Source organism: Synechococcus sp. H55.8, assembly GCF_047462375.1.
Classification (GTDB): Bacteria; Cyanobacteriota; Cyanobacteriia; order Thermostichales; family Thermostichaceae; genus Thermostichus.
In genome coordinates this window covers 1-22,742 of the sequence record NZ_JANSJC010000010.1, presented here as the reverse complement: position 1 = coordinate 22,742, position 22,742 = coordinate 1, and the positions used below count along the sequence as shown (strand labels likewise).

Genomic DNA, 22,742 nt, shown 5'->3' with positions numbered 1-22,742 from the left:
GATAGCTTTTGATTAAGAGAGGCAAAATTGTTATCAATTCAAAAATAATTCTTGACATCTGTTCAATTTTTGCCGTTATCGGCGCAGCGAGGGGGGCACTTCCAAGCCATGGGCTTCCATGAGGTCGGCTTGGCTCATCAGGTGGGCCGGGGATCCCTGGGCCCAGATGCGGCCTTGATCTAGGAGAATCACCTGATCGCACACCGCCAGGATCAGCTCCAGATCGTGGGAAGCCAGCAGAAAAGTGTGGGCAGCCTGTTGCAAAAAGGTCATCAACCGTCGCCGAGCTCGCAAATCGAGGTTGGCCGTTGGCTCGTCGTAGAGCACCAACCGGGGTTGCATCGCCAGGATCCCGGCAATGGCGACCATGCGCTTTTCCCCACCGGAGAGATGATGGGGTGGGCGAGCGGCCAGGTGCAGGGTGCCGGTCATCTGCAGGGCGGCCTCAACTGCAGTCGCGATCTCCGCCTCAGAACGTCCCAGGTTGCGCGGCCCAAAGGCCACATCTTCGGCCACCGATGGGGCAAACAATTGGTCATTGGGATCTTGAAACACCAAGCCCACCTCGGGGCGAAACTGGCCGGGCTGCAGCGGCTGGCCAAACAAGCTCACCTGGCCAGAGCAGAGGGGCAACAGGCCACAGAGGGTGAGGAACAGAGTGGTTTTGCCGGCGCCATTGGGGCCGATCACCCCCAGATGCTGCCCAACCTCGACCCGCAGATCCAGCCCTTGCAGCACCGGCGGATGGCCGGGATAAGCTATCCACAATTGGTTGACCTCCACCGCCGGCACCGGGTTCATGGCAAGGCTAGGGCCTCTGCAGGTGTTTCCAGCGCTCCTGGGTGGCGGCAGGGGTGAGCTGCAGGGTGGGCACGCTGGGGCTGGTCAGGTCGATCTGGAGAATGTCGTCGGGTGTACACTCGCAGTAGCGGCGCAGATCCCGCATTTGGTTAAGGGTCTGAATTTGCAAAGGCAAGCGGTCGGAAATCGGCCCCAGGTAGACCTTGCCCAGCTCGGTATGGAGGGTAATCCCCTCTCCAGACTGCCAATCCACTGCCTGGATCTCAATTTCCGACTGCTGCAGGGCCTGGAGCAACCGCGCCCATTGCTCCGGGGCCTGGTTCTCCCACCCCAGCAACTCCAGCTCCGGCCAAGAAGAGTGAGATCCGCTGGGGCCAGGGGGCCGAAACGGATCGGGAGGCAGCCAGTTGCCCTGCCGATCCACCCAGCCCATCCGGTCGCCCCATCGCGCGCGTGCAACCGGTTGCCGTTCCCGCACTTGGACGATCACCCCCACCGGCAGCAGCCGCCGCCGCACCTGGACGCTTTCGATGGGAGAAGGCCGGGCCGGGGATCCCAGCAGGGCTCTCTCCAAAACAGCCGGCTGCACCTGCCAAATGTTGAGGGGATACCGCAGGGGCAATTGCGCCCGGATCCAGGTGGAATCGACCCAGTGGGCACCTTCGACCTGAATTTGTTCCGGACGACGAATTTGCCAGTAGGGCTGCCGCAGGCCCAGCACCAGCAGCGTCAAGACGGCCATCGAACTGGTCAAGCGCCAGGATCCCTGCCAGAATTGGCTGCGCCGCTGCCGACGCAAAAGTCGCCTGCGCTGCAAAAGTTGCTCACGGGTAGGAGCAGCCAAAAGTGCCATTGAACCCTCTTCACCCCATTACAGGGTGTGGAGCATTCCCTGCTTCTATTCAACCTGCAATCTCCTGAACCTGATCCGCCCGCAGCCAAATGGTAGGAGTGGGAACAGACCCAAACTTAATCTGCAGGTAGTCATCTTTGATATCCACCACTTCTCCGGCGGTCTCGAAAACGTAGTTGGGGATCAAAGAATCGCTTGCCTGGGCTTCTAGGCTGCCCTCCAGTTTCTCGCGGATGGCCCGCACCAGGGTGCCTCGCTTAATCGCCATTGCTCCTTCTCCAGTTCAGTGTGGATTCGATAGCAGTTGTATCACGCCTGTCGCTGCCGCAAATTGGCTTTGACCGGGATCAATCTGAATTCGCCTATTTTCGTTTCAGGCTGCGGGCCATGTTGCGGAACAGATCCATGTCTGATCCGCCCTGGCGCCGCGGGCCGGCTTCGCTGCTGCTCGAAGTCGCGGATCCCTGCTCAGAAGCGGCTTCAGGAGTTTTGGCTGGCTCTGTAGACAGCTTAACTTTGCCAAGAGAGGAGACCTGCTCCACCACCTCCACCTTCTCCTTGCTGCCGAAATCCTGGAAGGTGTGCTTCACAATCCTGGGGGTGCGCATGTACTCGATGTTGCCAAGGGTTTTGGCCTCGTCTGGATCGAGAAAAAAGGTATTGTCGTTCTTCTCTTTCTTGGGGGTTGGCTTGGCAACAGTTTTCGTTGAGGGTGGGGAATCTGCTTGGCCACGAGAGCCAAACAAGCGCTTGAAGATGCCTACCATGGTTGTTTTGCCTGCAACGCGAAGGAAGTTGATCCGGATCCCTGGGCACTGAGTTGGCCGGGTAAGGCCAAGCCCAGTCTTGACTTCTCCCCTCCTTGAAAGAGAGAGGATTCCCAAAGGGCGCTAGGCAACAGGCTGAAGCCACATCGCTTTGCTTGCCCTTTGAGCTGTCACCCACGGATTAAGGTGGGTGGGAGCAGTCAAAAGCCCCCTACCAACTCTGCTTGGATCTAGTCCAAGCATTGTTGCTAATTCGACCTTGCTAGGGGCTAAAGCCCCTTGGGTTGGCTGTATCCCCTCGCTGAAGCAGAGGGGTTTTAGCCTGTCTACTTCATTGATGTTAAGCTAACTTAGAGCGTTATGCTTGCCTGGGCAGACGGTTTTCTCGGCCAAGTGGCCACTCCGAGCAGTTTGAGTTTCCTCGCCAAGCCACCCTCAGCAAGCCAACAAAGCAGAGAAACAACTGGGTTGAGCAAAACTTATTCAGAGCTTATTCATGTGCTTGTGGAGTGTAGTGCACCTCAACCCTAAGGGGAGCGCCCAGGTTCAAGGCAGTGCCGATACAGCGAGCCAAGATTTGAATGTTAAGCCGCTGCTCGGTCGATTCTAGGCTTTTTATAAGGTGGCTCTTGGCTGAGCTAACTATGGGTGAACGCTGTACATTCATCTCAACAAGCTCGCGATTGGGTGAGGACTCAGTAACCGACTGCTTTCAGATGATCTTAAGAGGGCCAGCAAAGAATATCGAAGGGATATAACCAGCAGTATTCAACAACCTGCTCTTTAAGGCTATGACGGTCTGGCCTTCTTTTGCATCGGCAGCCCCACTGATTGCATCGAGCAAAGTAGCCTTGGGCTTTCAGGGATCCCACGGAGAAAGAATCTCTATCTCCAAGGGTTTTCGAGTAGGCGTGAGCGCAACCTGGAAAACTTGCTCTTTGCGGGGCCTAAAGATGGGATCTGGAGTTTCCCTTCCCCAGATCTTGGGGCACTTCCCAACCCGCCCAATCCCACCATTTGAGCCGCCGCCCGTGCCAGCCAGGGCCACGATGTCCCCGGCCCAACAACCGTTTGTTGAACCTGCACCCAACCCACGCCGGCGGGGAAAGCAACTGACCCAACGCGGCATCCACCTGTGGAAGGGTTGTGCTGTTCACGGGTTCGGTCTGCTGCCGCTCCCTGTCAAGGAGGTAACGTTGCTGCCCCCCGGTTGGGCATGCTCTACTTTGCGATGAGCCTAGTTATCAAAGAACCTGGGTCTAAAACCCCACCGTTCATAGCGGCTTTGTGCCAAACTAAAGTTGGAAACAAAAGCTAAGTTTCCAGCTTTCCAACCCAAAGTCGCGGTGGGGCAAAGCGCCGCGCGCCAGCAAAGCCGAACGCCCGACTCCAAGATCGATGTGGAGATCGTGTAGGGCTGGCTTGCCAGCGACGGTCGCTGAAGCTCCAAGAGTCCTCCGGCTATCGCTTGCGGAAGCAAGCTAGAGTTGGGGTAGGTACGTCAAAACTTGGAAAGTGGCAACTAAACTGCAGAGTTTGGGATAACTGCTGTCACGTTTTGAGAGGAATCCATGTTTCTAGTTTTCAACCTGGTGAAGCGTTTGCAGCTCATCCTGCTCAGCCTTGTGGTTGGGGTGGTGGCTGTAGCGTTCTTGTCCAGCCCTGCGGCTGCCGAAACCTACACCGTCAAGATGGGATCCGACAAAGCCCAGTTGGTCTACGATCCGCCCTCTCTGACCATCAACCAAGGGGATACCGTTCGGTGGGTGAACAACAAGGTCTATCCCCACAACGTCGTCTTTGACAAGGTGCCCGGTGGGGATGCCGCTTTGGCGGCCAAGCTCTCCCACAAAGCCCTGCTCACCGCTCCCAACCAAGCAGTAGAATCGGCCTTTGTGGATGTCCCTCCGGGTGAGTACACCTACTACTGCACGCCCCACCGTGGGGCCGGAATGGTCGGCAAGATCATCGTAAACGGCTAGATCGGCACCCTAGCCCCCAGAAGCCTCAGGGATCCGCATTTTGATTTGGCCTTGCTGGCCAGGGATCCCTGCTTTTAGCATGTAAAGACAGCCCTCTCAGGAGTGGGAGGGCTTTTTGGCGAATGGACACGCATTCGACCGGCTTGCCTTGCTGCTGCGCAGCTACAATCCACAAAAATAGTCCACAAACGAGTTCTGTATGACCACCAGCGTTAAAGGTTACCTGCTCTTGGCCGTTTCCTGCCTCAGCGCCATTGCTGCTGTTGGCTCGATTTTCGAGCTGGCTTCTGGCGAGCCGGATTTTGGCGTCGGCCCCACCAGTATCATCTTGGTTGTTGCTGCTCCGTTGGCGGTTTGGCTGTTTCAGTCGGCAGTTGGGGCGGCGCGGTCCAGCGGCGCTGCTGGCAGGGGGGGCAAGAAGCGAAAGTAGGCAGGTAGATAGGGGAAAACTGGGGGCAAGGAGACGGAGTCAGCAGGTTTGCGGTAAAGAGACTTGCGATTCTATCTCGGCTTCTGCTGGCTGATGAAACTCCGGCAACAGCTTTCGTTCTTGCACAGTTCCAAGGGCTGCTTCTAGCTCTGCCGTGGCTAGAGTACAACTGGAGCCAGATCCGTTCAGTACGGTCTCGGTAACCTGTCCGTTTTTGTCGATCCGATATTCCACCTTGATGTACTCAGGCATCGGCACTCCACTCGCTACCGAGTCAGCAACTGACTTTCTTCCCATTTTAGTTTCTGCTTCCTCTTCCTTGGCCAGATCTGGCTAGGCTCTATGGCTTCCTCTCGTATCTTTCGGGCTGCCAAAGGGGATCCCGGCATCCGTCGCGATCTGGGATTGGGTGTGGGGGCGCTGCTGGGCGTTGTCCTGATCGGCACCCTCTGGTACCACGGGGTGGAGCAGTGGCCTTGGGTGGAAGCTTTTTACATGACCGTTATCACCTTGACCTCGGTGGGCTTCATGGAGGTGAGGCCGCTGGGGGAGCGGGGGCGTTTGTTCACGGTGGCCTTGATCCTGATGGGGGTTCTGAGCATTGGGTTCATGGTGAATCGCTTTACGGAGGCCCTCATCCAAGGGCATTTTCAGGAAGGGATCCGGCAGCGGAAGTGGAAGAAACAGATGGAAGCGCTGAACAACCACTACATCGTTTGCGGTTTTGGACGCATTGGGCGGCAGGTGGCGCAAGAGTTTCAGGCAGAGGGAGTGCCGTTTTTGGTGATCGATCAATCTGCCGAGGCAATTCAGGTGGCGCAAGAGCTGGGATATATCGCTCTTCATGGGGACAGCACCCTGGATGCCACCTTGTTGGCGGCGCGGGTGCAGCAGGCCGAGGGGTTGATCGCCGCCCTCTCCAGCGATGCCGAAAACCTCTATGTGGTGCTGTCGGCCCGCACCTTGAACCCTCGCATCCGCACCATTGCCCGCGCCAACACGGAAGAGGCTTTGCAAAAGCTGCAGCGAGCGGGCGTTGCCCACGCCATTTCTCCCTATATCACAGGCGGCAAGCGGATGGCGGCGGCTGCCTTGCGCCCCCGCGTGGTGGACTTTGTCGATGGGATCCTGTCGGGTCGGGATCGCACTTTTTACCTGGAGGAGTACGAACTGGCGGCCCAAGAATGCCCCTATGTCGGCCAAACCTTGGGGAAAGCCAATTTGCGAGCCCGATCCGGCGCTTTGGTGGTGGCGATTCGGCGGGCAGATGGCCAGCTAATCGGTGGCCCCAGTGGAGACACCCTGCTGCAGCCGGGGGATCTATTGCTGTGTATGGGCACGGCCGAGCAGTTGCGCCGCCTGGGCCAGTTGCTCTATCCCCGTCTCTAGAGGGTTTCTCATCAGGGATAGCCTAGCTAGATTCGCCTGAGGATGCTGGGGCCGTGGGAGTCGGTGCCGCAGGTTTTCAAAAGTCCATAGGTCTCGGCCAGCTTTTCCCCGATCGCCGTCTCTTCTGGGCTAGGAGCCCAAATTTCGGGGTTTTTGTAGGCGTAGTAGACCTCAAGGCCATCTAGGCCCAACTCCACGGCTGCCGGAACCAGCTCTTCCGCAGGCAACCCGTAGCGAAAAGGATGGGCCAACACCGCCAGGCCGCCTGCTGCTTGAATAGCCCTGATGGCCTCAGCAGCGGCCAGGCCGGGAACTTGCTCCCCTTGGATGTAGGGATCCAAAACAGGGTCGGCAGGATCAAACCCGTAGCCGAGAATATGCACCTCGCAGCCCAGCAGGTTGGCTGTAATCTCGATCCCCGGCCACAGAATGGGATCCTCGGCGCGATCCAGGTGGGCGCGGGCCTGTTCGTAGCCCTTCAGGGTGTGGTGATCGGTGATGGCCAGGCCCTTGAGGCCGTGCCGGCGCGCCTGCTCTGCCAAGTCTGCCGGATCCATGCGCCCATCGGAGCAGCAGGTGTGCAGATGAAAGTTGTACTGCAAGGGACAAGAAAGAGGGCCGATCCCTTGCAGCACCCGCCGCAGCTCCACCGCAGAAGCCACTCTACAGGGATCCCATTGCAAACCAACCAGCATGGCTACCCTTGCCTCCCCAACAGGCGCTGCTCCAGAGAAGCTAAGCTCCGAAGTTTTATGTTTTGTTAAGGATGTCCACCCATTCTAGCCGGGGTGCAGGAGGGGTGCCAGGTGTGGAGAACTACAGTAGTGGCCAGGGATCCCTAAGGGTTGGTCAAGATCTCTTCAGCAGCCTTGAGGGCTGCTCCAGGAGAGAAGTCGCTGTAGCCCAGTGTGTGCAGGGTTGACTCGAGAGCAGCCAGCGTGGTGAGAATGTCTCGGTCGCTCACAAAGCCCAGGTGGCCGATGCGAAAGATCTTGCCCTTGAGGTGGTCTTGGCCGGCGGCAAGGGCAATGTCGAAATGCTTCTTCAGGGTGCTGCGGATAGTGTCGGCGTTGATCCCTTCGGGAGCCAGCACGGCTGTTACCGAGGGGCTGGCCGCCGACTCTGGGTTGACCAAAAGCCTCAGCCCCAGCGCCTTGACACCGGCGCGGGTGGCCTGGGCCAAGCGGTCGTGGCGACGGTAGATGGCCTCCAACCCTTCCGCCCGCATCAGGCGCAGGGTAACTTGCAAGGCGTAAAACAGATTTACTGCCGGGGTAAAGGGAGTGGTGCCCTGGCGTAGGGCTTTTTGGGCCAGCTTGAAGCTCCAGTAGTACTTGGGAAAGCGAGAGCGCTCGGCAGCAGCCATGGCCCGCGGGCTGACGGCCACAAACCCCAGCCCCGGCGGGATCATGTAGCCCTTCTGGGATCCAGAGGCCACCACATCCAAGCCCCACTCGTCCATGGGCACTGGCATCGCCCCCAAACTGGTGACCGCATCCACAATCACCAGCGCTTCCCCATGCTCGCAGGCGGCAGCCGCAATGGCCTGCACGTCGTTGGCCACGCCGCTAGAGGTTTCCGAATGGGTGAGAATGACCGCCTTGATGGTCTTCTCCCGGTCGGCGGCCAGCTTTTCTTGGAAGACCTCGACGGGATAGGGCACGCCCCAGGGGGTTTCTATCCGCTCGCACTGCAGGCCAAATTGCTCCGACATCTCGGCCCAGCGCTCGCCAAACTTGCCGTTGACCCCCACCAAAACCCGTTCCCCTGGGCTGAGGGTGTTGAGGATCCCGGCTTCCATGGCCCCGGTGCCGCTGGAGGCAAAGACAAACACATCGGAAGTAGTCTGGTGCAGCCAACGCAGCCCCTCCGTCACCTCTTCCAGAATGGCGGTGAACTCTTTGCTGCGGTGCTCGATAGGCCCCCGCGCCATGGCCAGCAGCGCACTCTCGGGAACGGGAGTGGGGCCGGGGATCATCAACATCAACTTGTCTTTCATGCGTGTCCCGCCAGGGAGGTCAGGTTTAAGAGGTGGCGGCCAGATTCGAACTGGCGCATAGAGGTTTTGCAGACCTCTGCCTTACCACTTGGCTACGCCACCCTACTCCTCAATCAGACAAGACATTGTATCCGAAAATGGGATCCCCTAGCCACCGCTGCGCGGGAGCTACAGACGTAGGATGTTACAAAGCAGCCCCTGCTCTTCTGGCGAGCCAGATATCGCTCCAAGCGTCCCTGGAAAAACGACAGAACCAACATTAGTCTTGCACACTTAACAGACGGGATCCCAGCAGGCGTTGCAGCCAAGGGGCAAGGAACTCGCGGTTAGCCGACTGCTGCTCTGGATCCTGGGTTTCCAGAGGAAAGGGGGCAAGGGCCCGCAGGGCGGCAGTGGTAACGCAGAACATGGCCTTTTGGAAGCTGAGGCAGATTTTCACCCTGAGGTCATCTTCCCCGCGCGGCTGGCGGCGGTAGTGCTCCCGCAAAGACTCAGGCAGGTGGCGCATCATATCCTGCATCAAGAGGGTGGGTGGGATCCCGGCGCTCCCCACCGGCAGCGGATCGGCATAGAGGGCTCCATAGGCGAAGTCCGCCTGCTCGACTGGGATCTGGTGCGCCTGGGCGTTGTAGGAGACTGTGCCCATGAAGGGGAAAGAGCGGAAAAACACGGCTTCCACGTAGGGCAGGGCCGTGTCGGGCAAGAAGGTCAGCCCCGCCGACAGGGGGATGATCTCGTAGCGGTGGCCCCAGATGCAGGGAGCGTAGGTGATGGGCTTGTTGGCGGCTGCCACCAACCCCTGCTGGATGTGGGCCACCACGTCGGCAAGGGTGAGCTGGGGTTCGCTCTCGTGGCGCTTGGCCAGGGTCAGGAAGAGATCGCTCATCACCCGCCAAAACTGGCCCAGGCCGCTGTACATGGCCAGCATGCGCACCTGTTCCAGCGCAAAGTCGGGGCAGAGGAAGTTAAGGCCCTGCAGAAGGGGGTTGAAGCGGAACTTGGCCCGAATGGCCACCTTGGCTCGCTCGACAAATTCGGGAGTATCCAGATAGCGATCCAGACCGCCCCCCCCATGCCAGAGCATGGCTTTCATGCAGTATTCGGCAAACTCGTAGTTGATGCGATCGTGCCAGAGGTAGCGCAGCCATTTGCCCGGCGTAATTTCGCCGTTAAAGTACTTAAAAGCGGGGAACAGCTCCAAAAATTGGTGGTCGGCAATGAAGATTAAATTCTGGGAGTAGGCATCCAGCACCCGGCCGTAGCTATGGAGGATGCCGATCACCTCCAGCCGGTTGCTGGGGGAATCCGGCACAAGGGCTCCCCCTGCCTCTAGGCGTTGGACAATAGGAGCCAGTCGCCATTGCTCTAGAGGATCTAAGCCGGCCAGAAAGAAACAGGAAGGAGCGGGAACCAGGGTAGCAGTCATGGGAGAAGCAGCGGTTGAGACAACAACAAAAACCCAGTTGATCTCACCAAATCGTCACAACGAAGATGACCCAGGCCCGAAAGCAGTGATCGGCCTGCCTGCTTCAGCAAGATTGAGGACCACCGGCCTGGCCCAGTGAGCGGCGGTGGACTCCACCCAATGGGTTGCCCAGGCAGGCTGGAGGCCGAGCCACACCACCAGCACTGCTAGAACTACAGCAGGCAGGCGTTCTCCGGCGGCATGTCGTTGCATGGCAATGGCCACCTCCGAGAGGCGCCCGAAAAAGACACGGTTCACCATTAGCAGAAAGTAGGCCGCCGTCAATCCTGTCCCCACCATGCACAGCAGCGTCTGCAGGGGGAAGACGGGAAAGCTGCCCCGAAAGAGGGTGAACTCGGCAATAAAGCCCACCAGGCCGGGCGTGCCGCCGCTGGCCATCACCCCCAACACCGTCAAGCTGCCAATAAGCGGCAAGCCCCGCTCCGGGTTGAGCAATCCCCGCAGCAACCTGAGATCCCGCGTGCCGGTATTGGCGTAGACGGCACCCACCAGCAGAAACAGCAGCGAGGAAATCAGGCCGTGGCTCACCATCTGGAATAGGGATCCCACCAAGGAGAGGGGGGTGGCCGCCGCCGTGGCCAGGAGAATGTAGCCCATATGGGCAATGGAGCTGTAGGCCACCAGCTTTTTCATATCTTGCTGCACCAAGGCGTTCAGGGATCCATACAGCACATTGGCCACCGCCCAACTGGCCAGCCAGGGCCCGGCTTGCTCCCAGGCAGCCGGCAAAAGCTGGAGGCCAAAACGCACCAGGCCATAGGTGCCCAACTTGAGCAAGAGCCCCGCCAAGAGCACCGAAATGGGGGTGGAAGCCTCCACGTGGGCATCCGGCAGCCAGGTGTGGAAGGGCACCAAGGGGATCTTGATGGCCAGCCCCAGCAGGATGGGAACAAGCAACAAAAGCTGCTGCAGCAGGGGCAAGGGGTGGGCCTGCAGAACGGTGTAACTAAAGCTGTGAACCTCGCTCAGCCAACTGAGGCCGAAAAAGCCAATCAGCAGCAGAATACCAGAGACAGCGGTGTAGACCAAAAACTTGGTGGCAGCATAGGTGCGCCGCGGCCCGCCCCAGATGGCAATCAGCAGATAAAGCGGGATCAGCTCAACTTCGTAGAACAGGAAGAATAGCAGCAAGTTCTGGGCCAGAAAAGCCCCCGCAATGGCGGCTGCCAGCAGCAACACCAAGCTGTAGTAGAGGCGAGGCCGCTCCACCTGGCCGCTGGCCCAAAGGGCAATCAACACCAGCAAGCCAGTCATCACCACTAGCGGCAGGGAGATCCCGTCCACCCCCAGCTCATAAACCAAGCCCAACTGCGGGATCCAGGCCACTCGTTCGGCCATCTGGATCCCTTGCTCTTGAGGATCCAAAAGCAGCAGCAATCCCAAGCTCAGCCCCAACAGAGCCAGGCCAAACCCCAAAGCCAAAGTCCGGTGCAGGCCCTTCCCCGCTCGCTCGGGGATCAGCCCCACCAAGATGCTGCCCAACAACGGGATCCCGACCAAAAGGCTGAGCATCGCTTCCTCCCACTCAATAGGCCAATCCCAAATGGGGCGAACGCAGCAGCCAAGCGGTAACCACCACGACCCCAATGACAATGAGCAGCACGTAGAGCTGCATCCGCCCCGACAGGGTGTACTTGAGGGCTTCGCCGCTAAACCAAAAAGCCAGGCTCACCCCGTTCACCAGGCCATCCACCCCGTTGCGATCCAGCCATTCCAGTCCGCGGGAGAGGGCGCTGACCGGCTGCACCAGCAGCGCCTGGTAGAGCTGCCCGGTGTAGAAATCCTGGGCCAAGAGATCCTGCAGCTCCGGCCAGGGCAGGCGCAGCCGCCGCCGGCCTCCCCAGTACAGCCAGGCACCAACACTGGCTCCCAGCAACCCTGCGGCCCCCAGCAAGACAGCCATCTGCTGCAGCTCCGGGATCCAAGCGGGATAAAGCCCCCAGCGCCAGAAGAGCCAGGGCATGAGCAAGTTCTGCACCGTCAGGATAACCATGGGCAGGGCCATCAGCCAGCCCACCTCAGGCGCGCGGCGCGTCTTGGGCTGCGGGGATCCCAAAAAGACCAGACCAAACACCCGCGCCAGGTTCAAAGCCGTCAGCCCGTTAACCAGCAGCAACACCCCCATCAGGGCCGGCTCGCTGTACACCAGCGCCAGGCGAATGAGAGTCCAAAAGCACCCCAGTGGGGCCACCATCCCCAGGGATCCCACGGCAAAGGCGGCCAGGGTAGCCGGCATGCGGCTCCCTAGGCCCCCCAGCTCCGTCAGATCCTGGGTAGCAGTGGTGTAGATGAGGGATCCCACCCCCATAAACAGCAGCGCCTTGGCCAGGCCGTGCATGAGCAGCAGCTCCAGGGCCAAATCCGGCTGCCCCGTCCCCACCGCCACAAACACCAAGCCTAGGTAGGCACTGGTGGAGTAGGAGAAGGTGCGCTTGAGGTCGATTTGCGCCAAGGCCACTAGGGATCCCCCTATAGCCGTAATCGTGCCGATGGCCACCAGCACCCCATCGGTGAGGGGAGAGAGAGCCAAAAGGGGCTGCAGCTTGATCAAGACAAAAGCGCCGCAGGCTACCACCGCCGAGTTGCGCAGGATCGAAGCCGGGTTGGGCCCCTCCATGGCCTCATCCAGCCACAGGTGTAGCGGGAACTGGGCGCACTTGCCCAGCGGCCCTGCAATCAAAGCCAACCCCATCAAGGCCGCCCAAGTCGGATCCAAGCTGGTCGTAGCCGCCCAATCCCGCAGGCCGGAAAAGGTCAAAGAGCCGGAGAAGTTGGAAACCGCCACCACCCCCATCAACAGCAACAGGTCTCCCACCCGTTTGGTGAGAAAAGCATCCCGCGCTGCAGTGACCACCAGCGGCTGGGCGTACCAGAAGCCCACCAACAGATAGGTGGAAAGCGTCAGCATCTCCAGCAGCGCGTAGCTGAAAAACAGGGAATCGCTGAGGGCGATCCCCGTCATCCCGCCCTCGAAAAAGCCCATCAGGGCGGCAAAGCGACCCAGGCCCCAGTCCTTATCCAAATACCCCAAGGCATAGATCTGGGCCAGCAGGCTCAAGCCGCTGAACCAGACAACGGTTCCCAGCGTCAGAGACGAAACCTCCAAAGACAGGGTCAAATCCAGATCGGCCACCCGAAACCAGAGGTAGTTCAGGATCTGGGGATCCCGACCCCAAACCTGCCGCAACAGCCAAAGGCCATGAGCAAGGGCCACAAAGGTCAGTAGGATATTGAGGTAAGCTGCCGGGCGCGGGCCACTGCGCTTGATCCAGCCACTGGCCCAAGGGAGAGCCAGCGCCGTTCCCGCCCACCCGTAGCAAGGGATCCACCAACTGCTCTCCAACCCCAAAAGGTTTGACATTACCCAATAAATTGAACAATGACAACGAACAGAAAACCAACGGAGATCAGTCAGGATTTTTAACTCGTTCTCTGGTTAAGGATTTGAGATCACTATATACCCGGCTCGGACGGTTCCAAAACCGGGTCGGGTGGCTTGAGCCAATCTCGAACCTGGGCGGCAATCCGCCGGGCAGCGCCTGGAGATCCCATGCGGCGGCGTCCGTGGGCCTGCAACTCAGCCGTGTAGTTGGGATCGACGGCCAGACGCTCCAGAATCCGGCCAACCACAGCGGGGGCCTGCTCCACCGAGGTCAAGTGGACGGCGGATCCCAGCAGACGGGTTTGGGCTTCGGCAAAGCGGAGCGTAAACTGTGGCCCCCCGCCCGGCAAAGTGACCACCGGCTTTCCCAAGCCCACACATTGCTCGGTGGCCGTTCCCGCCATGGCCAGCACCACCGTGGCCCGGTGGGCACAGGCGCCGAAGTTCCCCCAAACCAGAAGTACATCGCTGCGCTGAGGTGGGATCCGAGCCTGAAGCTGGTCTGGTTCCAGGTTGGGGCTGAGGGCAGCATAAACTTGAACCTCCCTTGGGATCCGCTCCACCACCTGCATCATCAGGGCCCAGTTGCGGTAGGCTTCCGGCGGACGGGATCCCGGCAAGAGCAGCAAGGCCGGTCGGTGCGGATCTAAAGGTAATGCCCCGCGCGGCTCCAGGCCGTCCATCATCGGGTTGCCCAGGTAGAAGGCCCTCAGGCCCCGTTTTTGCAAAGCGGTTGCCGTCAGCTCATCCCGCAAAAAAGAACCCAGGCAGCGCCGGTGGGCCATCAGCCAGCGTTCCCAGGGCAGGTAATCGGAAACCGGCTGCCCCATCCAAGCGCGGCGGTACGGCCCCCGTTCGTCCCGCCAGTAATAATCCGACTTGGCCGTGCCCACGAAAACATAGGGGATCCCGCTCCACCAGGCCATCGCCAGGGGCACAATGTCTCCCACCGCCAGCACCAGCTTCATCTGAGCCGCCGCCCGCCGCACCAGAGCCAGTTGCCGCCCCGTCAGCCCCAACAGGCCGGCCCGCAGATCCCGCCACAACTGCCGCCAATCTTGATAGATAAACCCCCCCGACGGCATCACTTGAGCAACGGGCAGAAGGGGGATCCCTTGGCGTTGGTAGGCTGTCCCTTCTCCCACAATTGGCAGGGCTTGCACCGGGATCCCCAGTTGGATCAGGGCCAGGGCAAGGCGGCTGCCCACCTCATCTTCCCCGTGTCCATTGCTCAGACACAGCACCGGCGGCGCCAGGCGCAATTGGGTTCCCGGTCTGGGCTGAATCAAGCGGGATCCTCCAGAAATCTCCTCCTACAATAGAGCCAATCCGAGAGGGGAAGCCGGGAGATGATGCGAAATGAGCGACAACGAGCCGAGTTCATTGCGGCAGTAGAGGCCCTCCAGCTCGAAGGCCCCTATTTCGTAGAAGAGCGCCTCACCCGCCATCGTGGCCCTTTCTTACGGGCAGTGAAAGATGTGCCCGTAGGCGGAACTTGGTGGGAGATCCGTTATTTTCCCGCCTGTGAGTGCTACGCTTGGGCCTACCTGCCGGAAGGGGCCGGCCCGCGGGAGTTTGCCTGGGGCCACACGCTGCAGCAAGCTTTTCTCAACGCCTTGTGGCATCAACCCCTTTCTGCCGAAAGCCAAGAACAGCTGCGGAAAAACCATTCCGATTTACAGTAGAGATCAAGATTCTCTTAAACTTCCCTCTTCTTCCCGCGTGCAGGGAACATGAAACCGCAGGCCGTCGCCCGTATTCTGGATGCCAACCTCGACCGCGCTCGCGAAGGGCTACGGGTGCTGGAGGAGTGGTTTCGTTTCGGCCTGGAAGAGGAAAAGCTCTCTGCGGAATGCAAGGCCATGCGCCAAGCCCTGGCCCGCTGGCACAGCGACCCGCTGCGGCTGGCCCGCGATACCCCTGCCGACCCAGGCACCCAGATCTCCCACCCGCAAGAGGAGCAACGGCGGGATCTCGGCCACCTGTTGCAGGCCAATTGCAGCCGTGTGCAAGAAGCGCTGCGGGTGCTGGAAGAATACGGCAAGTTGGCCGAGTCCAGTCGTTGGGTAGCGCCCGGCCTGGCCAAGCTGGCCAAAGACATGCGCTATCGGCTCTATGTTCTGGAAAGTGAGCTGCTGGGGGGATCCCTGCGGCAGCGTCTCCTGGCAGCCCATCTTTATTTGGTTACCAGCCCGGTGCCCCACTGGCTGGAAGTGGTGGAAAAGTCCCTACGCGGGGGGGTAACACTGGTGCAGTACCGCCGCAAAAACCTTCCCGACAGAGAGATGCTCTGGGATCTCAGGCAGTTGCGGCAACTGTGCGACCGCTATCAGGCGTTGATGATCGTCAACGACCGGGTGGACTTGGCTTTGGTCAGCCAAGCGGATGGGGTACATCTGGGGCAGACGGATCTGCCGGTTGCCCAAGCCCGGCAACTGCTGGGAGCGCAGCGGCTGATTGGCCTGTCGACCACCAACGCTGAAGAGCTGGCCCAAGCCCTCAATAGCGGCGTGGACTATATCGGCGTCGGCCCCGTCTATGCCACTCCCACCAAAGCGGAAAAACCCCCTGCCGGCCTGGAGTACGTGCGCCTGGCCGCCGAAAAGGCCCATCTGCCCTGGTTTGCCATCGGCGGCATCGATCTCCACAACCTGGCCGAGGTGCGCCAGGCAGGCGCCAGCCGCGTAGCCGTGGTGCGGGCCCTGATGGAAGCGGCGGATCCCACCCAGACCGCCCGCGCCATGTTGGCCGAACTGCAAGGGATCCCTGCTCTATCCTGAAGATAGACCCCGAATCTTCTCAAGACCCTTCTAACTCCCGATGGCAGAGGCCGCAAAAGATCTCAAAGAGCTCCCCGATCGCAATCGGCAAAGCAGCGGGGATCCCGGCTTGAGCGGGATTGCCACCGAAGTGCAAGGGGAGCTGGTGCGGGAGCTGGACTTGATGATCCGGGCCCGCTACCCCCTGCTCTACCTGGTTTCCCCCGAAGAGGAGCCGGCGGACGCCGTGCTCGTGCAAGTAGCCAAGAGAACCGATCCGCCGCGGCGGCTGCTGTTCTGGGACGTGGTGCGGGGCTGGCAAGATACCGGCGAAGACCGCGGCTCCATCATGGCCGCTCTAGGGCGGGTGTGGCGCTCGGCCCCCCAGGAAGACACCCTGTTTGTGCTGCGGGATCTGCACTTTGTGCTGCGCAACGCCAGCAGCGACAAAAATGCCCCCATCCTGCGGGAGCTGAAAAACCTCAGCCGCGAGCTCAAGCGCACCCGCAAAATGCTGATCCTGCTCAGCCACACTCTGGAGGTGCCCAGCGACCTGGCCGAGGAGATCACCGTCGTCGATATTCCTCTGCCCAACAGCGAAGAGATCAGCCGCCTCATCCAGCTCTACGTGGCCCCGGAAAAACTCAAGCTCAGCCCCCTGGCCCGCGAGCAACTGGTCAAAGCCTGTCAGGGGCTGAGCCGGGAGCGCATCCGCCGCGTCTTGGCCCGCGCCTTGGCCGCCAAGCAGGAGGTGAACGAGGCCGACATCGACCTGGTGTTGGAGGAGAAAAAACAGGCCATCCGCCAGACGGGCATCCTGGAGTTTTTCACCGCCCGCGAGACCCTGAAAAGCGTGGGCGGGCTGGACAACCTCAAGGCCTGGGTGCGGGTGCGCCAGGAAGCCTTTACCGAAGAGGCGCGGCGCTACGGCCTGCCCAACCCCAAGGGCGTGCTGCTGGTGGGGATCCAGGGCACCGGCAAGTCCCTCTCCGCCAAAACCATCGCCAACGAGTGGCGGCTGCCCCTGCTGAGATTGGATGCCGGGCGGCTCTTTGCCGGCATTGTGGGGGAATCAGAAAGCCGCGTGCGGCAGATGATCCAACTGTCAGAAGCCATGGCCCCCTGTGTGCTCTGGATCGACGAAATTGACAAGGCCTTTGGCAACATCACCAGCAGCGCCGACGGGGATTCGGGCACCAGCCGCCGGGTGTTTGGCAGCCTGATTACCTGGATGCAGGAGAAAACCAGCCCGGTCTTCATCGTGGCCACCGCCAACAACGTGCCCCTGCTGCCGCCGGAGCTGTTGCGCAAGGGCCGCTTTGACGAGATCTTTTTCCTCAACCTGCCCACCCAAGCCGAGCGCAAGGAGATCTTCCGGGTGCACCTGCAGCGGCTGCGCCCCAGCCGCCTGCGGGAGTTCGACCTGGATGCCCTGGCGGCAGCCGCTCAAGACTTCAGCGGCGCCGAGATCGAGCAGGCGATCGTGGATGCGATGTACAACGCCTTTGGGGGCGGCGGCAGCGGCGCTCGGCGCGATTTCACCCAAGAAGACATCCTGCAGTCCATCCGGGAAACTGTACCCCTGGCCGCCATCGCCCGCGACCAGATCGAAAGCCTCAAGTGCTGGGCTGCCCAAGCGGGTGCCAGGACAGCTTCTCAAGATGCCCAGGTGCTACAGGAAATGAAGCAGTGCTTTGCTTCCCAGCATCCAGCTTCACCGTTGCCCACCAGCCCTTGATCCCGAAACCACCTTATTCCACAGCCGTCGCTGCGTATTCCAGCTCTTCCTCCGCCACTTCCGCTGGGGCTTTCTCCGCCTGTCCTTGCTTGGCAGCCAGCATTTGCTCGCGGTACTTGGCTGCCATTTCCTCGGCTTTCTCGTACACCAGCTTGGGATCCCGAATCATGTCGCCGGGATTGGGCTCCAGTTGCTTGGTGGACAGCGAGATCCGCCCCCGCTCCGCATCCAGATCGATGATCATCACCTTCACTTCGTCGTTGACGTTGAAGACACTGTGGGGCGTGTCGACATGATCGTGGGAGATCTCGGAAATGTGCAGCAGGCCGGAGACGCCGCCAATATCGATAAAGGCGCCGTAGGGCTTGATGCCTCGCACCGTGCCGACTACCACCTCGCCCACTTCCAGCTTGTTCATCTTCCGCTCCACCAAGGCGCGGCGATGGCTCAGCACCAAACGGTTGCGGTCTTCGTCCACCTCCAGAAACTTCAGGGGCAGCTCTTCACCCACCAGCTCTTCTTTCGGCTTGCGGGTGCTGATGTGGGATCCGGGAATAAAGCCCCGCAGCCCTTCGATCCGCACCAGAGCCCCACCTCGGTTGGTGGCAAAAATGGTTGAGCGGACGGTGGCATCTTCTTTCTGGAGCTGTCGTACCCGTTCCCAGGCCCGCATGTACTCGATGCGGCGGATAGAGAGGGTCAGTTGCCCCTCCTCGTTCTCTTCGGTGAGGATAAAAAATTCGCGGGTTTCTCCGGGCTGCAGCATCTCGTGTGGATCTTCCAGGCGGCTAATCGACATCTCCTGGAGCGGCAGAAAGGCAGCCGTTTTGGCCCCGATATCGATCAAAGCACCGCGCGGCTCCACCGAGAAGACCGTACCCGCCACAATTTCACCGGGGCTAAAGTGATAGTCATACTTATCCAGGAGAGCGGCAAAGTCTTCAGTGGTAAAACCTACATCGGCAGCGGTGAATCGACTCATAGGGGTGCAGTAACAGAATCAGTTGCGCGGAATCAATGGGTAGAAGGCCAGTCGAGTTTGGCAAAGCCCCAGATGAGAGTATGTTTACTCTCCCACTTTCCCACCTGCGGCGGATGTGGCTGGGGAAATACCATAGTAGCTCAGCGGGGCGTCTTTTGTGGCAAGTTTCCCGGCGATCTTGCCAAGCTAGAGCATAGAAGATTTGGGAGAAGAACGATTGCACTTTATTGACCAAGCCGAAATTGAAGTGCAAGGGGGAAATGGCGGAGATGGCATCGTGGCCTTCCGCCGCGAAAAGTATGTGCCGGCTGGGGGGCCATCCGGTGGCAATGGTGGGCGGGGCGGCTCGGTGATCCTGGTGGCAGATCCCGGCCTGCAGACCTTGCTGGATTTTCGCTTTCAGCCGGTGATCAAGGCAGAACATGGGGCCAAAGGGGGGCCCAACCATCGCAGCGGGGCTGGTGGTGCGGATCGGCTGGTGCGGGTGCCCTGTGGCACGATGGTGTTCAACGCTCAAACCGGCGAGCTGCTGGGGGATCTAGTGTGTGAGGGGGATCGAGTGTTGGTGGCCCGCGGGGGCAGAGGCGGCCTGGGCAACGCCCATTTTTTAAGCAACCACAATCGTGCCCCCCGCCGATTTACCAAGGGCGAACCCGGAGAGCGGGTGCGCCTGCGCCTGGAGCTGAAGTTGATTGCCGAGGTAGGCATTGTCGGCCTGCCCAATGCGGGCAAGTCCACCCTGATTTCGGTGGTCTCTTCTGCCCGGCCTAAGATTGCCGACTACCCCTTCACCACCCTGCAGCCCAATTTGGGGGTAGTGCCTCATCCTTCCGGAGATGGGGTGGTGTTTGCCGATATTCCGGGGCTGATCGAGGGGGCCCACTTGGGGGTGGGGCTGGGCCACGAGTTTTTGCGCCATGTGGAGCGCACCAGGGTGCTGATCCATTTGGTGGATGGCACAGCGGCGGATCCCGTCAGAGATTATCAGACCATTCAGCAGGAGCTGCGCGCCTACGGCCACGGGTTGATCGATAAGCCGCAAATTTTGGTTTTGAACAAGATCGACGTTCTGGATCCTCAGCAGGTTGCCGAGCGCACCCAGAGGCTATCGGCTGCCGCCGGCACTTCGGTGGTGGCCATTTCTGCGATTGCCAGGCAGGGGCTGGATCCGCTCTTGCAGCGGGTGTGGCAGTGCCTGGGTCGGGGATCCCCTGCGGAGCTGGATCTCGTGGGGGCAAAATCCATCCAGTCCTGAGGCGGAAGCATCCTAGAATGGGAGAGCCCATGCCTTGCCAAGCTCCAGAGATAAGTGGCTATGTATATCTCGGCGGAGGATCTGCCACCGGATTTGCGTCAGATCATGTTGGCTGTTGAACAGGCAGCCCAGGCGAGGGCAGGAGCGTGTGTGGAGCTGTTGCTGCTCCTGCGGCTGCTGGAGGAGATGCACCGCGCAATCCTGGAGGGTGCCTTTCGGGAGGCTTTGCCCAACACCCGTCAAGCTTTGTATCGGGTGCTGCAGGATCTAGAGGAGGCGGGCGACTGGCCCTACCTGCCACGTCTGCATATCCAAGCCCTGATGCAACAACTGAAGGACTGGCCGCAGGGATCCCTGCCGGTGCCGCCCACTCCCCGTTCTGCAGGGGTTGTGGAAGTGGCGGAAAGCCCTAGCTGCCCCGAATCTTGAGATTTTGCTTTTTTCTCCCGAATGGCCGAGTATTTTAAGCTCCATCCGCAGCATCCCCAGGCCCGCTCCATCCAACGGATTGCAGCCGCTCTGCGGGAAGGGGCGGTCATGCTCTACCCCACTGATACGGTCTATGCCATTGGCTGCGATGTGACCCACAAGCAAGCGGTAGAGCGGGTAAGGCGTCTCAAGCGGCTTTCCAACGACAAGCCCCTCACCTTTTTGTGCCCTTCGCTTTCCCAAATTGCCCAGTACGCCCAGGTGAGCGATCCCGCCTATCGACTGATGCGGCGGCTGATCCCAGGCCCGTTTACGTTTCTGTTGCCGGCCACCAAGCTGGTGCCCCGGTTGGTGATGGATCCCAAGCGGAAAACCACTGGCATCCGCGTGCCCGATTCGGCCATCTGTCAGGCGCTGTTGGCCGAGTTAGGCAACCCCATCGTCTCCACCTCGGCCAAGCTGGGCGGGGATCCCGTTGGCTCTTTGGAGGTGGGTTTTGACTCTGTTGGGGATTGGGAAGAGGGGGGAATCTTTACCGCCGAGGAAATGCGACAGTTGGAGAAACAGGTGGATCTGGTGCTGGATGACGAGGCTCCCTATCGGGCCCAGGTCTCGACGGTCATCGATCTCACGGGGCCGGAGCCCCTGTTGGTGCGGGCAGGCCTGGGGTACGAGCAGGTGGCAGAGCTCAGGCGGGTGGAAGAGCTGACTGGCTGAGGGCCGGGATCCCCCTTTCCCTACTCGGCTGCCACCAACTCCTAAAATAGGGTCGTGCTGCTGCGGTAAGCCCATGCCTGGGTCTTTGGCTGAGCAAAAACTGGCCCTGTTGCGCCTGCTGGAGGTGGCCGACCGAGGCCGGAAGGTTTCCCCTGACCAGAAAGCCCAAATCTTGTCTCACATTGCTGCCCTGGAAGTGCTCAACCCCACCCCCAGGCCAACCTCTGCCCCTGAAAAGTTGGAGGGGAACTGGCTCACCCTATTTACCACCAGCACAGACCTGCTGCGGCTGGCCAAGTTGCCCTTTCTGACCACCGGCGAGATCTACCAGTGCATTCGGGCCAAAGCTGGACGGGTCTTCAACGTGGCGGAGATCCAGGGATCCGGTTGGCTGCCACGGGGAGTTTTGGCGGTGGCGGCCCGCTTCTACCCGGAGTCGGAACGCCGGGTCAGGGTCATTTTCGAGCGCTTTGTGCTCGGCTCCCAAGCGTTGATGAGCTACGAGATCGAGAGTTTTCTCCATTTGCTTGAACGGGCTCCAGAGCGGATCCCGGCGGTGAAGATCGACCTTCGCCGCCGCGAGCCAACAGGCTGGCTGGACATTACCTATTTGGATGAAGACTTACGGATGGGTCGGGGCAGCGAGGGGAGTGTGTTCGTGCTCAAGCGGGTGAGTTGAGGCTGCTAGCTGGAGGTTCCAGAAGGCTCCTTTTCTGGGATCTCAGGGAGTGGCTTCTGGGCTAAGGTAGCGCCTATTTCTTGGAGAACCTGCAAGGCACGGTAGGACTGCCGTAAAACCTGCAGCTCCTGTTGAGTTTGCTCCAGTTGCCGAGCCCATTGGTCATGTTGAGAGCGCAACTGCCGATTCTCGCATTTTGTGCGCTGCAGGAGGCGCTTGAGCTTTTGCTGCTGCTGCTGGAGCTGGGCCCGCTCGGCTTCCGACTGCTGCAGTTGGATCCCTTGGCGTTCCAGCTCTATTTTTAGGGCGGTAACTTGCGATTGAAGCTGGCGGAGCTTTTGGTGCAGTTCCCGCCCTGGTGTGGGTTTGGCCGGTTTGGAGTTTGGGGAAGAGGGCGGGGGTGATGTTTGGAGATTTTGCAGATGCCGTTGCAACTGTTGGGCTTGGGCCTGCAGAACTCGGCACCGCTGCTGCTCGCTGCGCAGTTGCGCTTGGGCGCGTTCGCAGGTTTGGATTTCGGCTTTCACCTGCTGCTTGATGCGGTCGAGGATCTTTTGGTGGCGGAGCTGGGTTTGGCGGATCTCCTCAGCCACTTGCAGAGGACGCGGATCCACCTCGGGTCGCCGCGGCCTGCCACCGTGATCGGCGGGATCGAAGGGGGACACAGCCGCCAGCAGCGAGGCTCGAAAGTCAGGCCAGGAATGCGACTGCAGACCCATCTGAACCAGCCGCCAAACCCCGTAGGAGGCCCCAATTGCCGCTACCAGGCCAGGGATCCCGGCCAAGGACAGGGAAACCTTGGGCAGGGTCGGCAGGATCTGATCCAGCAGGCCCACCACCAATGCGAAGACAAAGATCCCGCTCCCCGCGGCAGCGGCACCTGGGACCCAAGAGGAGCGGGAGGACATCATCGTTTTTGTTTATCAGAACCACCAGAGCGGGAGAACCAGGGCAGAGGTCAGGTTCAAAAATCACCTGTCTGCATCTCAGTTTATCCCACCGGCAACCTCTGTCTCTCATGAACTACCCCACCGCGCAGGCGGGTGGGGTTTCCCCATCCGCTTTACGGCGAGATTTTTGTCTCTTCCTCTGCC

Annotated in this window: 23 protein-coding genes and 1 tRNA gene; 10 read left to right on the top strand and 14 right to left on the bottom strand. The window is 60.4% G+C overall.

All coding sequences use genetic code 11. From position 1 onward, the window contains the following. Window positions 1-75: 75 nt before the first annotated feature. From NW862_RS05960 to NW862_RS05945, 4 genes are all read right to left on the bottom strand, one after another. Complete coding sequence (locus NW862_RS05960; RefSeq protein ID WP_414333183.1) at window positions 76-801, bottom strand: energy-coupling factor ABC transporter ATP-binding protein; 726 nt, start codon at window positions 799-801, stop codon at window positions 76-78. A gap of 7 nt (window positions 802-808) precedes the next feature. Beyond that, on the bottom strand, window positions 809-1,654 hold the full coding sequence (locus NW862_RS05955) for a cell division protein FtsQ/DivIB (protein ID WP_414333181.1): 846 nt from the start codon (window positions 1,652-1,654) through the stop codon (window positions 809-811). Window positions 1,655-1,703: 49 nt separating this feature from the next. After that, a complete protein-coding gene (gene ndhO / locus NW862_RS05950; RefSeq protein WP_414333180.1) occupies window positions 1,704-1,922 on the bottom strand; it encodes an NAD(P)H-quinone oxidoreductase subunit O in 219 nt (72 codons plus the stop codon). A gap of 94 nt (window positions 1,923-2,016) precedes the next feature. Beyond that, the gene (locus NW862_RS05945) at window positions 2,017-2,421 is read right to left on the bottom strand and encodes a hypothetical protein (protein ID WP_414333179.1); all 405 of its coding nucleotides are present in this window, start codon (window positions 2,419-2,421) and stop codon (window positions 2,017-2,019) included. Between the two features lie 1,589 nt (window positions 2,422-4,010). Here NW862_RS05945 and petE point away from each other — a divergent pair. Beyond that, window positions 4,011-4,403 carry a plastocyanin gene (petE, locus tag NW862_RS05940; RefSeq protein WP_414333219.1) on the top strand — a complete coding sequence of 131 codons (393 nt, stop codon included), beginning with the start codon at window positions 4,011-4,013 and terminating at the stop codon, window positions 4,401-4,403. 199 nt (window positions 4,404-4,602) lie between these two features. Then, window positions 4,603-4,833: a hypothetical protein gene (locus NW862_RS05935; protein ID WP_414333177.1), complete on the top strand. Its 231-nt coding sequence runs from the start codon at window positions 4,603-4,605 to the stop codon at window positions 4,831-4,833. Between the two features lie 39 nt (window positions 4,834-4,872). Here NW862_RS05935 and NW862_RS05930 read toward each other — a convergent pair whose 3' ends face one another. After that, window positions 4,873-5,085: a DUF2997 domain-containing protein gene (locus NW862_RS05930; RefSeq protein ID WP_414333176.1), complete on the bottom strand. Its 213-nt coding sequence runs from the start codon at window positions 5,083-5,085 to the stop codon at window positions 4,873-4,875. Window positions 5,086-5,175: 90 nt separating this feature from the next. Between NW862_RS05930 and NW862_RS05925 the strand changes: the two genes are divergently transcribed. Beyond that, window positions 5,176-6,222 carry a potassium channel family protein gene (locus NW862_RS05925; RefSeq protein WP_414427008.1) on the top strand — a complete coding sequence of 349 codons (1,047 nt, stop codon included), beginning with the start codon at window positions 5,176-5,178 and terminating at the stop codon, window positions 6,220-6,222. 26 nt (window positions 6,223-6,248) lie between these two features. On the opposite strand, the gene NW862_RS05920 is transcribed toward NW862_RS05925, so the two are convergent. The 7 genes from NW862_RS05920 to NW862_RS05890 all read right to left on the bottom strand — a co-directional run bounded on the left by NW862_RS05920 (window position 6,249) and on the right by NW862_RS05890 (window position 14,378). After that, window positions 6,249-6,917 (bottom strand): PHP domain-containing protein, encoded by a 669-nt coding sequence (locus NW862_RS05920; protein WP_414347183.1) that lies wholly within the window; start codon window positions 6,915-6,917, stop codon window positions 6,249-6,251. A gap of 143 nt (window positions 6,918-7,060) precedes the next feature. After that, window positions 7,061-8,221, bottom strand: coding sequence for a pyridoxal-phosphate-dependent aminotransferase family protein (locus NW862_RS05915; RefSeq protein ID WP_414347185.1), 1,161 nt, complete (start codon window positions 8,219-8,221; stop codon window positions 7,061-7,063). A gap of 30 nt (window positions 8,222-8,251) precedes the next feature. Next, window positions 8,252-8,323, bottom strand: a tRNA-Cys gene (locus tag NW862_RS05910). A gap of 157 nt (window positions 8,324-8,480) precedes the next feature. Further along, entirely contained in the window at window positions 8,481-9,647 is a 1,167-nt protein-coding gene (locus NW862_RS05905; RefSeq protein WP_414364134.1) for a CO2 hydration protein, read from the bottom strand. Window positions 9,648-9,701: 54 nt separating this feature from the next. Further along, window positions 9,702-11,219 (bottom strand): NADH-quinone oxidoreductase subunit M, encoded by a 1,518-nt coding sequence (locus NW862_RS05900; protein ID WP_414427007.1) that lies wholly within the window; start codon window positions 11,217-11,219, stop codon window positions 9,702-9,704. A gap of 13 nt (window positions 11,220-11,232) precedes the next feature. Continuing rightward, entirely contained in the window at window positions 11,233-13,068 is a 1,836-nt protein-coding gene (locus tag NW862_RS05895) for an NAD(P)H-quinone oxidoreductase subunit F (RefSeq protein WP_414333168.1), read from the bottom strand. Window positions 13,069-13,160: 92 nt separating this feature from the next. Further along, window positions 13,161-14,378, bottom strand: coding sequence for a lipid-A-disaccharide synthase-related protein (locus tag NW862_RS05890; protein WP_414347192.1), 1,218 nt, complete (start codon window positions 14,376-14,378; stop codon window positions 13,161-13,163). Window positions 14,379-14,438: 60 nt separating this feature from the next. Between NW862_RS05890 and NW862_RS05885 the strand changes: the two genes are divergently transcribed. From NW862_RS05885 to NW862_RS05875, 3 genes are all read left to right on the top strand, one after another. Beyond that, window positions 14,439-14,774 carry a hypothetical protein gene (locus NW862_RS05885; RefSeq protein ID WP_414333165.1) on the top strand — a complete coding sequence of 112 codons (336 nt, stop codon included), beginning with the start codon at window positions 14,439-14,441 and terminating at the stop codon, window positions 14,772-14,774. Window positions 14,775-14,822: 48 nt separating this feature from the next. Then, window positions 14,823-15,869: a thiamine phosphate synthase gene (locus NW862_RS05880; RefSeq protein WP_414333163.1), complete on the top strand. Its 1,047-nt coding sequence runs from the start codon at window positions 14,823-14,825 to the stop codon at window positions 15,867-15,869. Between the two features lie 163 nt (window positions 15,870-16,032). Continuing rightward, window positions 16,033-17,586 (top strand): AAA family ATPase, encoded by a 1,554-nt coding sequence (locus NW862_RS05875; RefSeq protein WP_414333217.1) that lies wholly within the window; start codon window positions 16,033-16,035, stop codon window positions 17,584-17,586. Between the two features lie 13 nt (window positions 17,587-17,599). Here the strand turns inward: NW862_RS05875 and NW862_RS05870 are convergent, their stop codons facing one another. Then, complete coding sequence (locus NW862_RS05870) at window positions 17,600-18,568, bottom strand: 30S ribosomal protein S1 (RefSeq protein WP_414333161.1); 969 nt, start codon at window positions 18,566-18,568, stop codon at window positions 17,600-17,602. A 217-nt stretch (window positions 18,569-18,785) separates the two neighbouring features. Here NW862_RS05870 and obgE point away from each other — a divergent pair, with 217 nt between their 5' ends. The 4 genes from obgE to NW862_RS05850 all read left to right on the top strand — a co-directional run bounded on the left by obgE (window position 18,786) and on the right by NW862_RS05850 (window position 21,648). After that, window positions 18,786-19,823 (top strand): GTPase ObgE, encoded by a 1,038-nt coding sequence (gene obgE, locus NW862_RS05865; RefSeq protein WP_414333215.1) that lies wholly within the window; start codon window positions 18,786-18,788, stop codon window positions 19,821-19,823. A gap of 60 nt (window positions 19,824-19,883) precedes the next feature. After that, a complete protein-coding gene (locus NW862_RS05860; protein ID WP_414333159.1) occupies window positions 19,884-20,252 on the top strand; it encodes a hypothetical protein in 369 nt (122 codons plus the stop codon). A gap of 21 nt (window positions 20,253-20,273) precedes the next feature. Then, on the top strand, window positions 20,274-20,969 hold the full coding sequence (locus NW862_RS05855; RefSeq protein ID WP_414333157.1) for an L-threonylcarbamoyladenylate synthase: 696 nt from the start codon (window positions 20,274-20,276) through the stop codon (window positions 20,967-20,969). 73 nt (window positions 20,970-21,042) lie between these two features. Continuing rightward, window positions 21,043-21,648 carry a PAP/fibrillin family protein gene (locus NW862_RS05850; RefSeq protein WP_414333155.1) on the top strand — a complete coding sequence of 202 codons (606 nt, stop codon included), beginning with the start codon at window positions 21,043-21,045 and terminating at the stop codon, window positions 21,646-21,648. A 5-nt stretch (window positions 21,649-21,653) separates the two neighbouring features. On the opposite strand, the gene NW862_RS05845 is transcribed toward NW862_RS05850, so the two are convergent. Continuing rightward, window positions 21,654-22,556 (bottom strand): hypothetical protein, encoded by a 903-nt coding sequence (locus tag NW862_RS05845; protein ID WP_414427006.1) that lies wholly within the window; start codon window positions 22,554-22,556, stop codon window positions 21,654-21,656. Window positions 22,557-22,742 lie beyond the last annotated feature (186 nt).

Bases quoted from the DNA above. Each gene is read 5' to 3' on its own strand.
- NW862_RS05880 (WP_414333163.1), top strand. From the start codon at position 14,823: ATGAAACCGCAGGCCGTCGCCCGTATTCTGGATGCCAACCTCGACCGC.
- NW862_RS05915 (WP_414347185.1), bottom strand. From the start codon at position 8,221: ATGAAAGACAAGTTGATGTTGATGATCCCCGGCCCCACTCCCGTTCCC.
- NW862_RS05885 (WP_414333165.1), top strand. From the start codon at position 14,439: ATGATGCGAAATGAGCGACAACGAGCCGAGTTCATTGCGGCAGTAGAG.
- NW862_RS05850 (WP_414333155.1), top strand. From the start codon at position 21,043: ATGCCTGGGTCTTTGGCTGAGCAAAAACTGGCCCTGTTGCGCCTGCTG.
- NW862_RS05925 (WP_414427008.1), top strand. From the start codon at position 5,176: ATGGCTTCCTCTCGTATCTTTCGGGCTGCCAAAGGGGATCCCGGCATC.
- NW862_RS05870 (WP_414333161.1), bottom strand. From the start codon at position 18,568: ATGAGTCGATTCACCGCTGCCGATGTAGGTTTTACCACTGAAGACTTT.
- NW862_RS05855 (WP_414333157.1), top strand. From the start codon at position 20,274: ATGGCCGAGTATTTTAAGCTCCATCCGCAGCATCCCCAGGCCCGCTCC.
- NW862_RS05945 (WP_414333179.1), bottom strand. From the start codon at position 2,421: ATGGTAGGCATCTTCAAGCGCTTGTTTGGCTCTCGTGGCCAAGCAGAT.
- NW862_RS05900 (WP_414427007.1), bottom strand. From the start codon at position 11,219: ATGCTCAGCCTTTTGGTCGGGATCCCGTTGTTGGGCAGCATCTTGGTG.
- NW862_RS05920 (WP_414347183.1), bottom strand. From the start codon at position 6,917: ATGCTGGTTGGTTTGCAATGGGATCCCTGTAGAGTGGCTTCTGCGGTG.
- NW862_RS05845 (WP_414427006.1), bottom strand. From the start codon at position 22,556: ATGTCCTCCCGCTCCTCTTGGGTCCCAGGTGCCGCTGCCGCGGGGAGC.
- NW862_RS05930 (WP_414333176.1), bottom strand. From the start codon at position 5,085: ATGCCTGAGTACATCAAGGTGGAATATCGGATCGACAAAAACGGACAG.
- NW862_RS05875 (WP_414333217.1), top strand. From the start codon at position 16,033: ATGATCCGGGCCCGCTACCCCCTGCTCTACCTGGTTTCCCCCGAAGAG.
- NW862_RS05955 (WP_414333181.1), bottom strand. From the start codon at position 1,654: ATGGCACTTTTGGCTGCTCCTACCCGTGAGCAACTTTTGCAGCGCAGG.
- NW862_RS05960 (WP_414333183.1), bottom strand. From the start codon at position 801: ATGAACCCGGTGCCGGCGGTGGAGGTCAACCAATTGTGGATAGCTTAT.
- NW862_RS05905 (WP_414364134.1), bottom strand. From the start codon at position 9,647: ATGACTGCTACCCTGGTTCCCGCTCCTTCCTGTTTCTTTCTGGCCGGC.
- NW862_RS05860 (WP_414333159.1), top strand. From the start codon at position 19,884: ATGTATATCTCGGCGGAGGATCTGCCACCGGATTTGCGTCAGATCATG.
- ndhO (WP_414333180.1), bottom strand. From the start codon at position 1,922: ATGGCGATTAAGCGAGGCACCCTGGTGCGGGCCATCCGCGAGAAACTG.
- NW862_RS05935 (WP_414333177.1), top strand. From the start codon at position 4,603: ATGACCACCAGCGTTAAAGGTTACCTGCTCTTGGCCGTTTCCTGCCTC.
- NW862_RS05895 (WP_414333168.1), bottom strand. From the start codon at position 13,068: ATGTCAAACCTTTTGGGGTTGGAGAGCAGTTGGTGGATCCCTTGCTAC.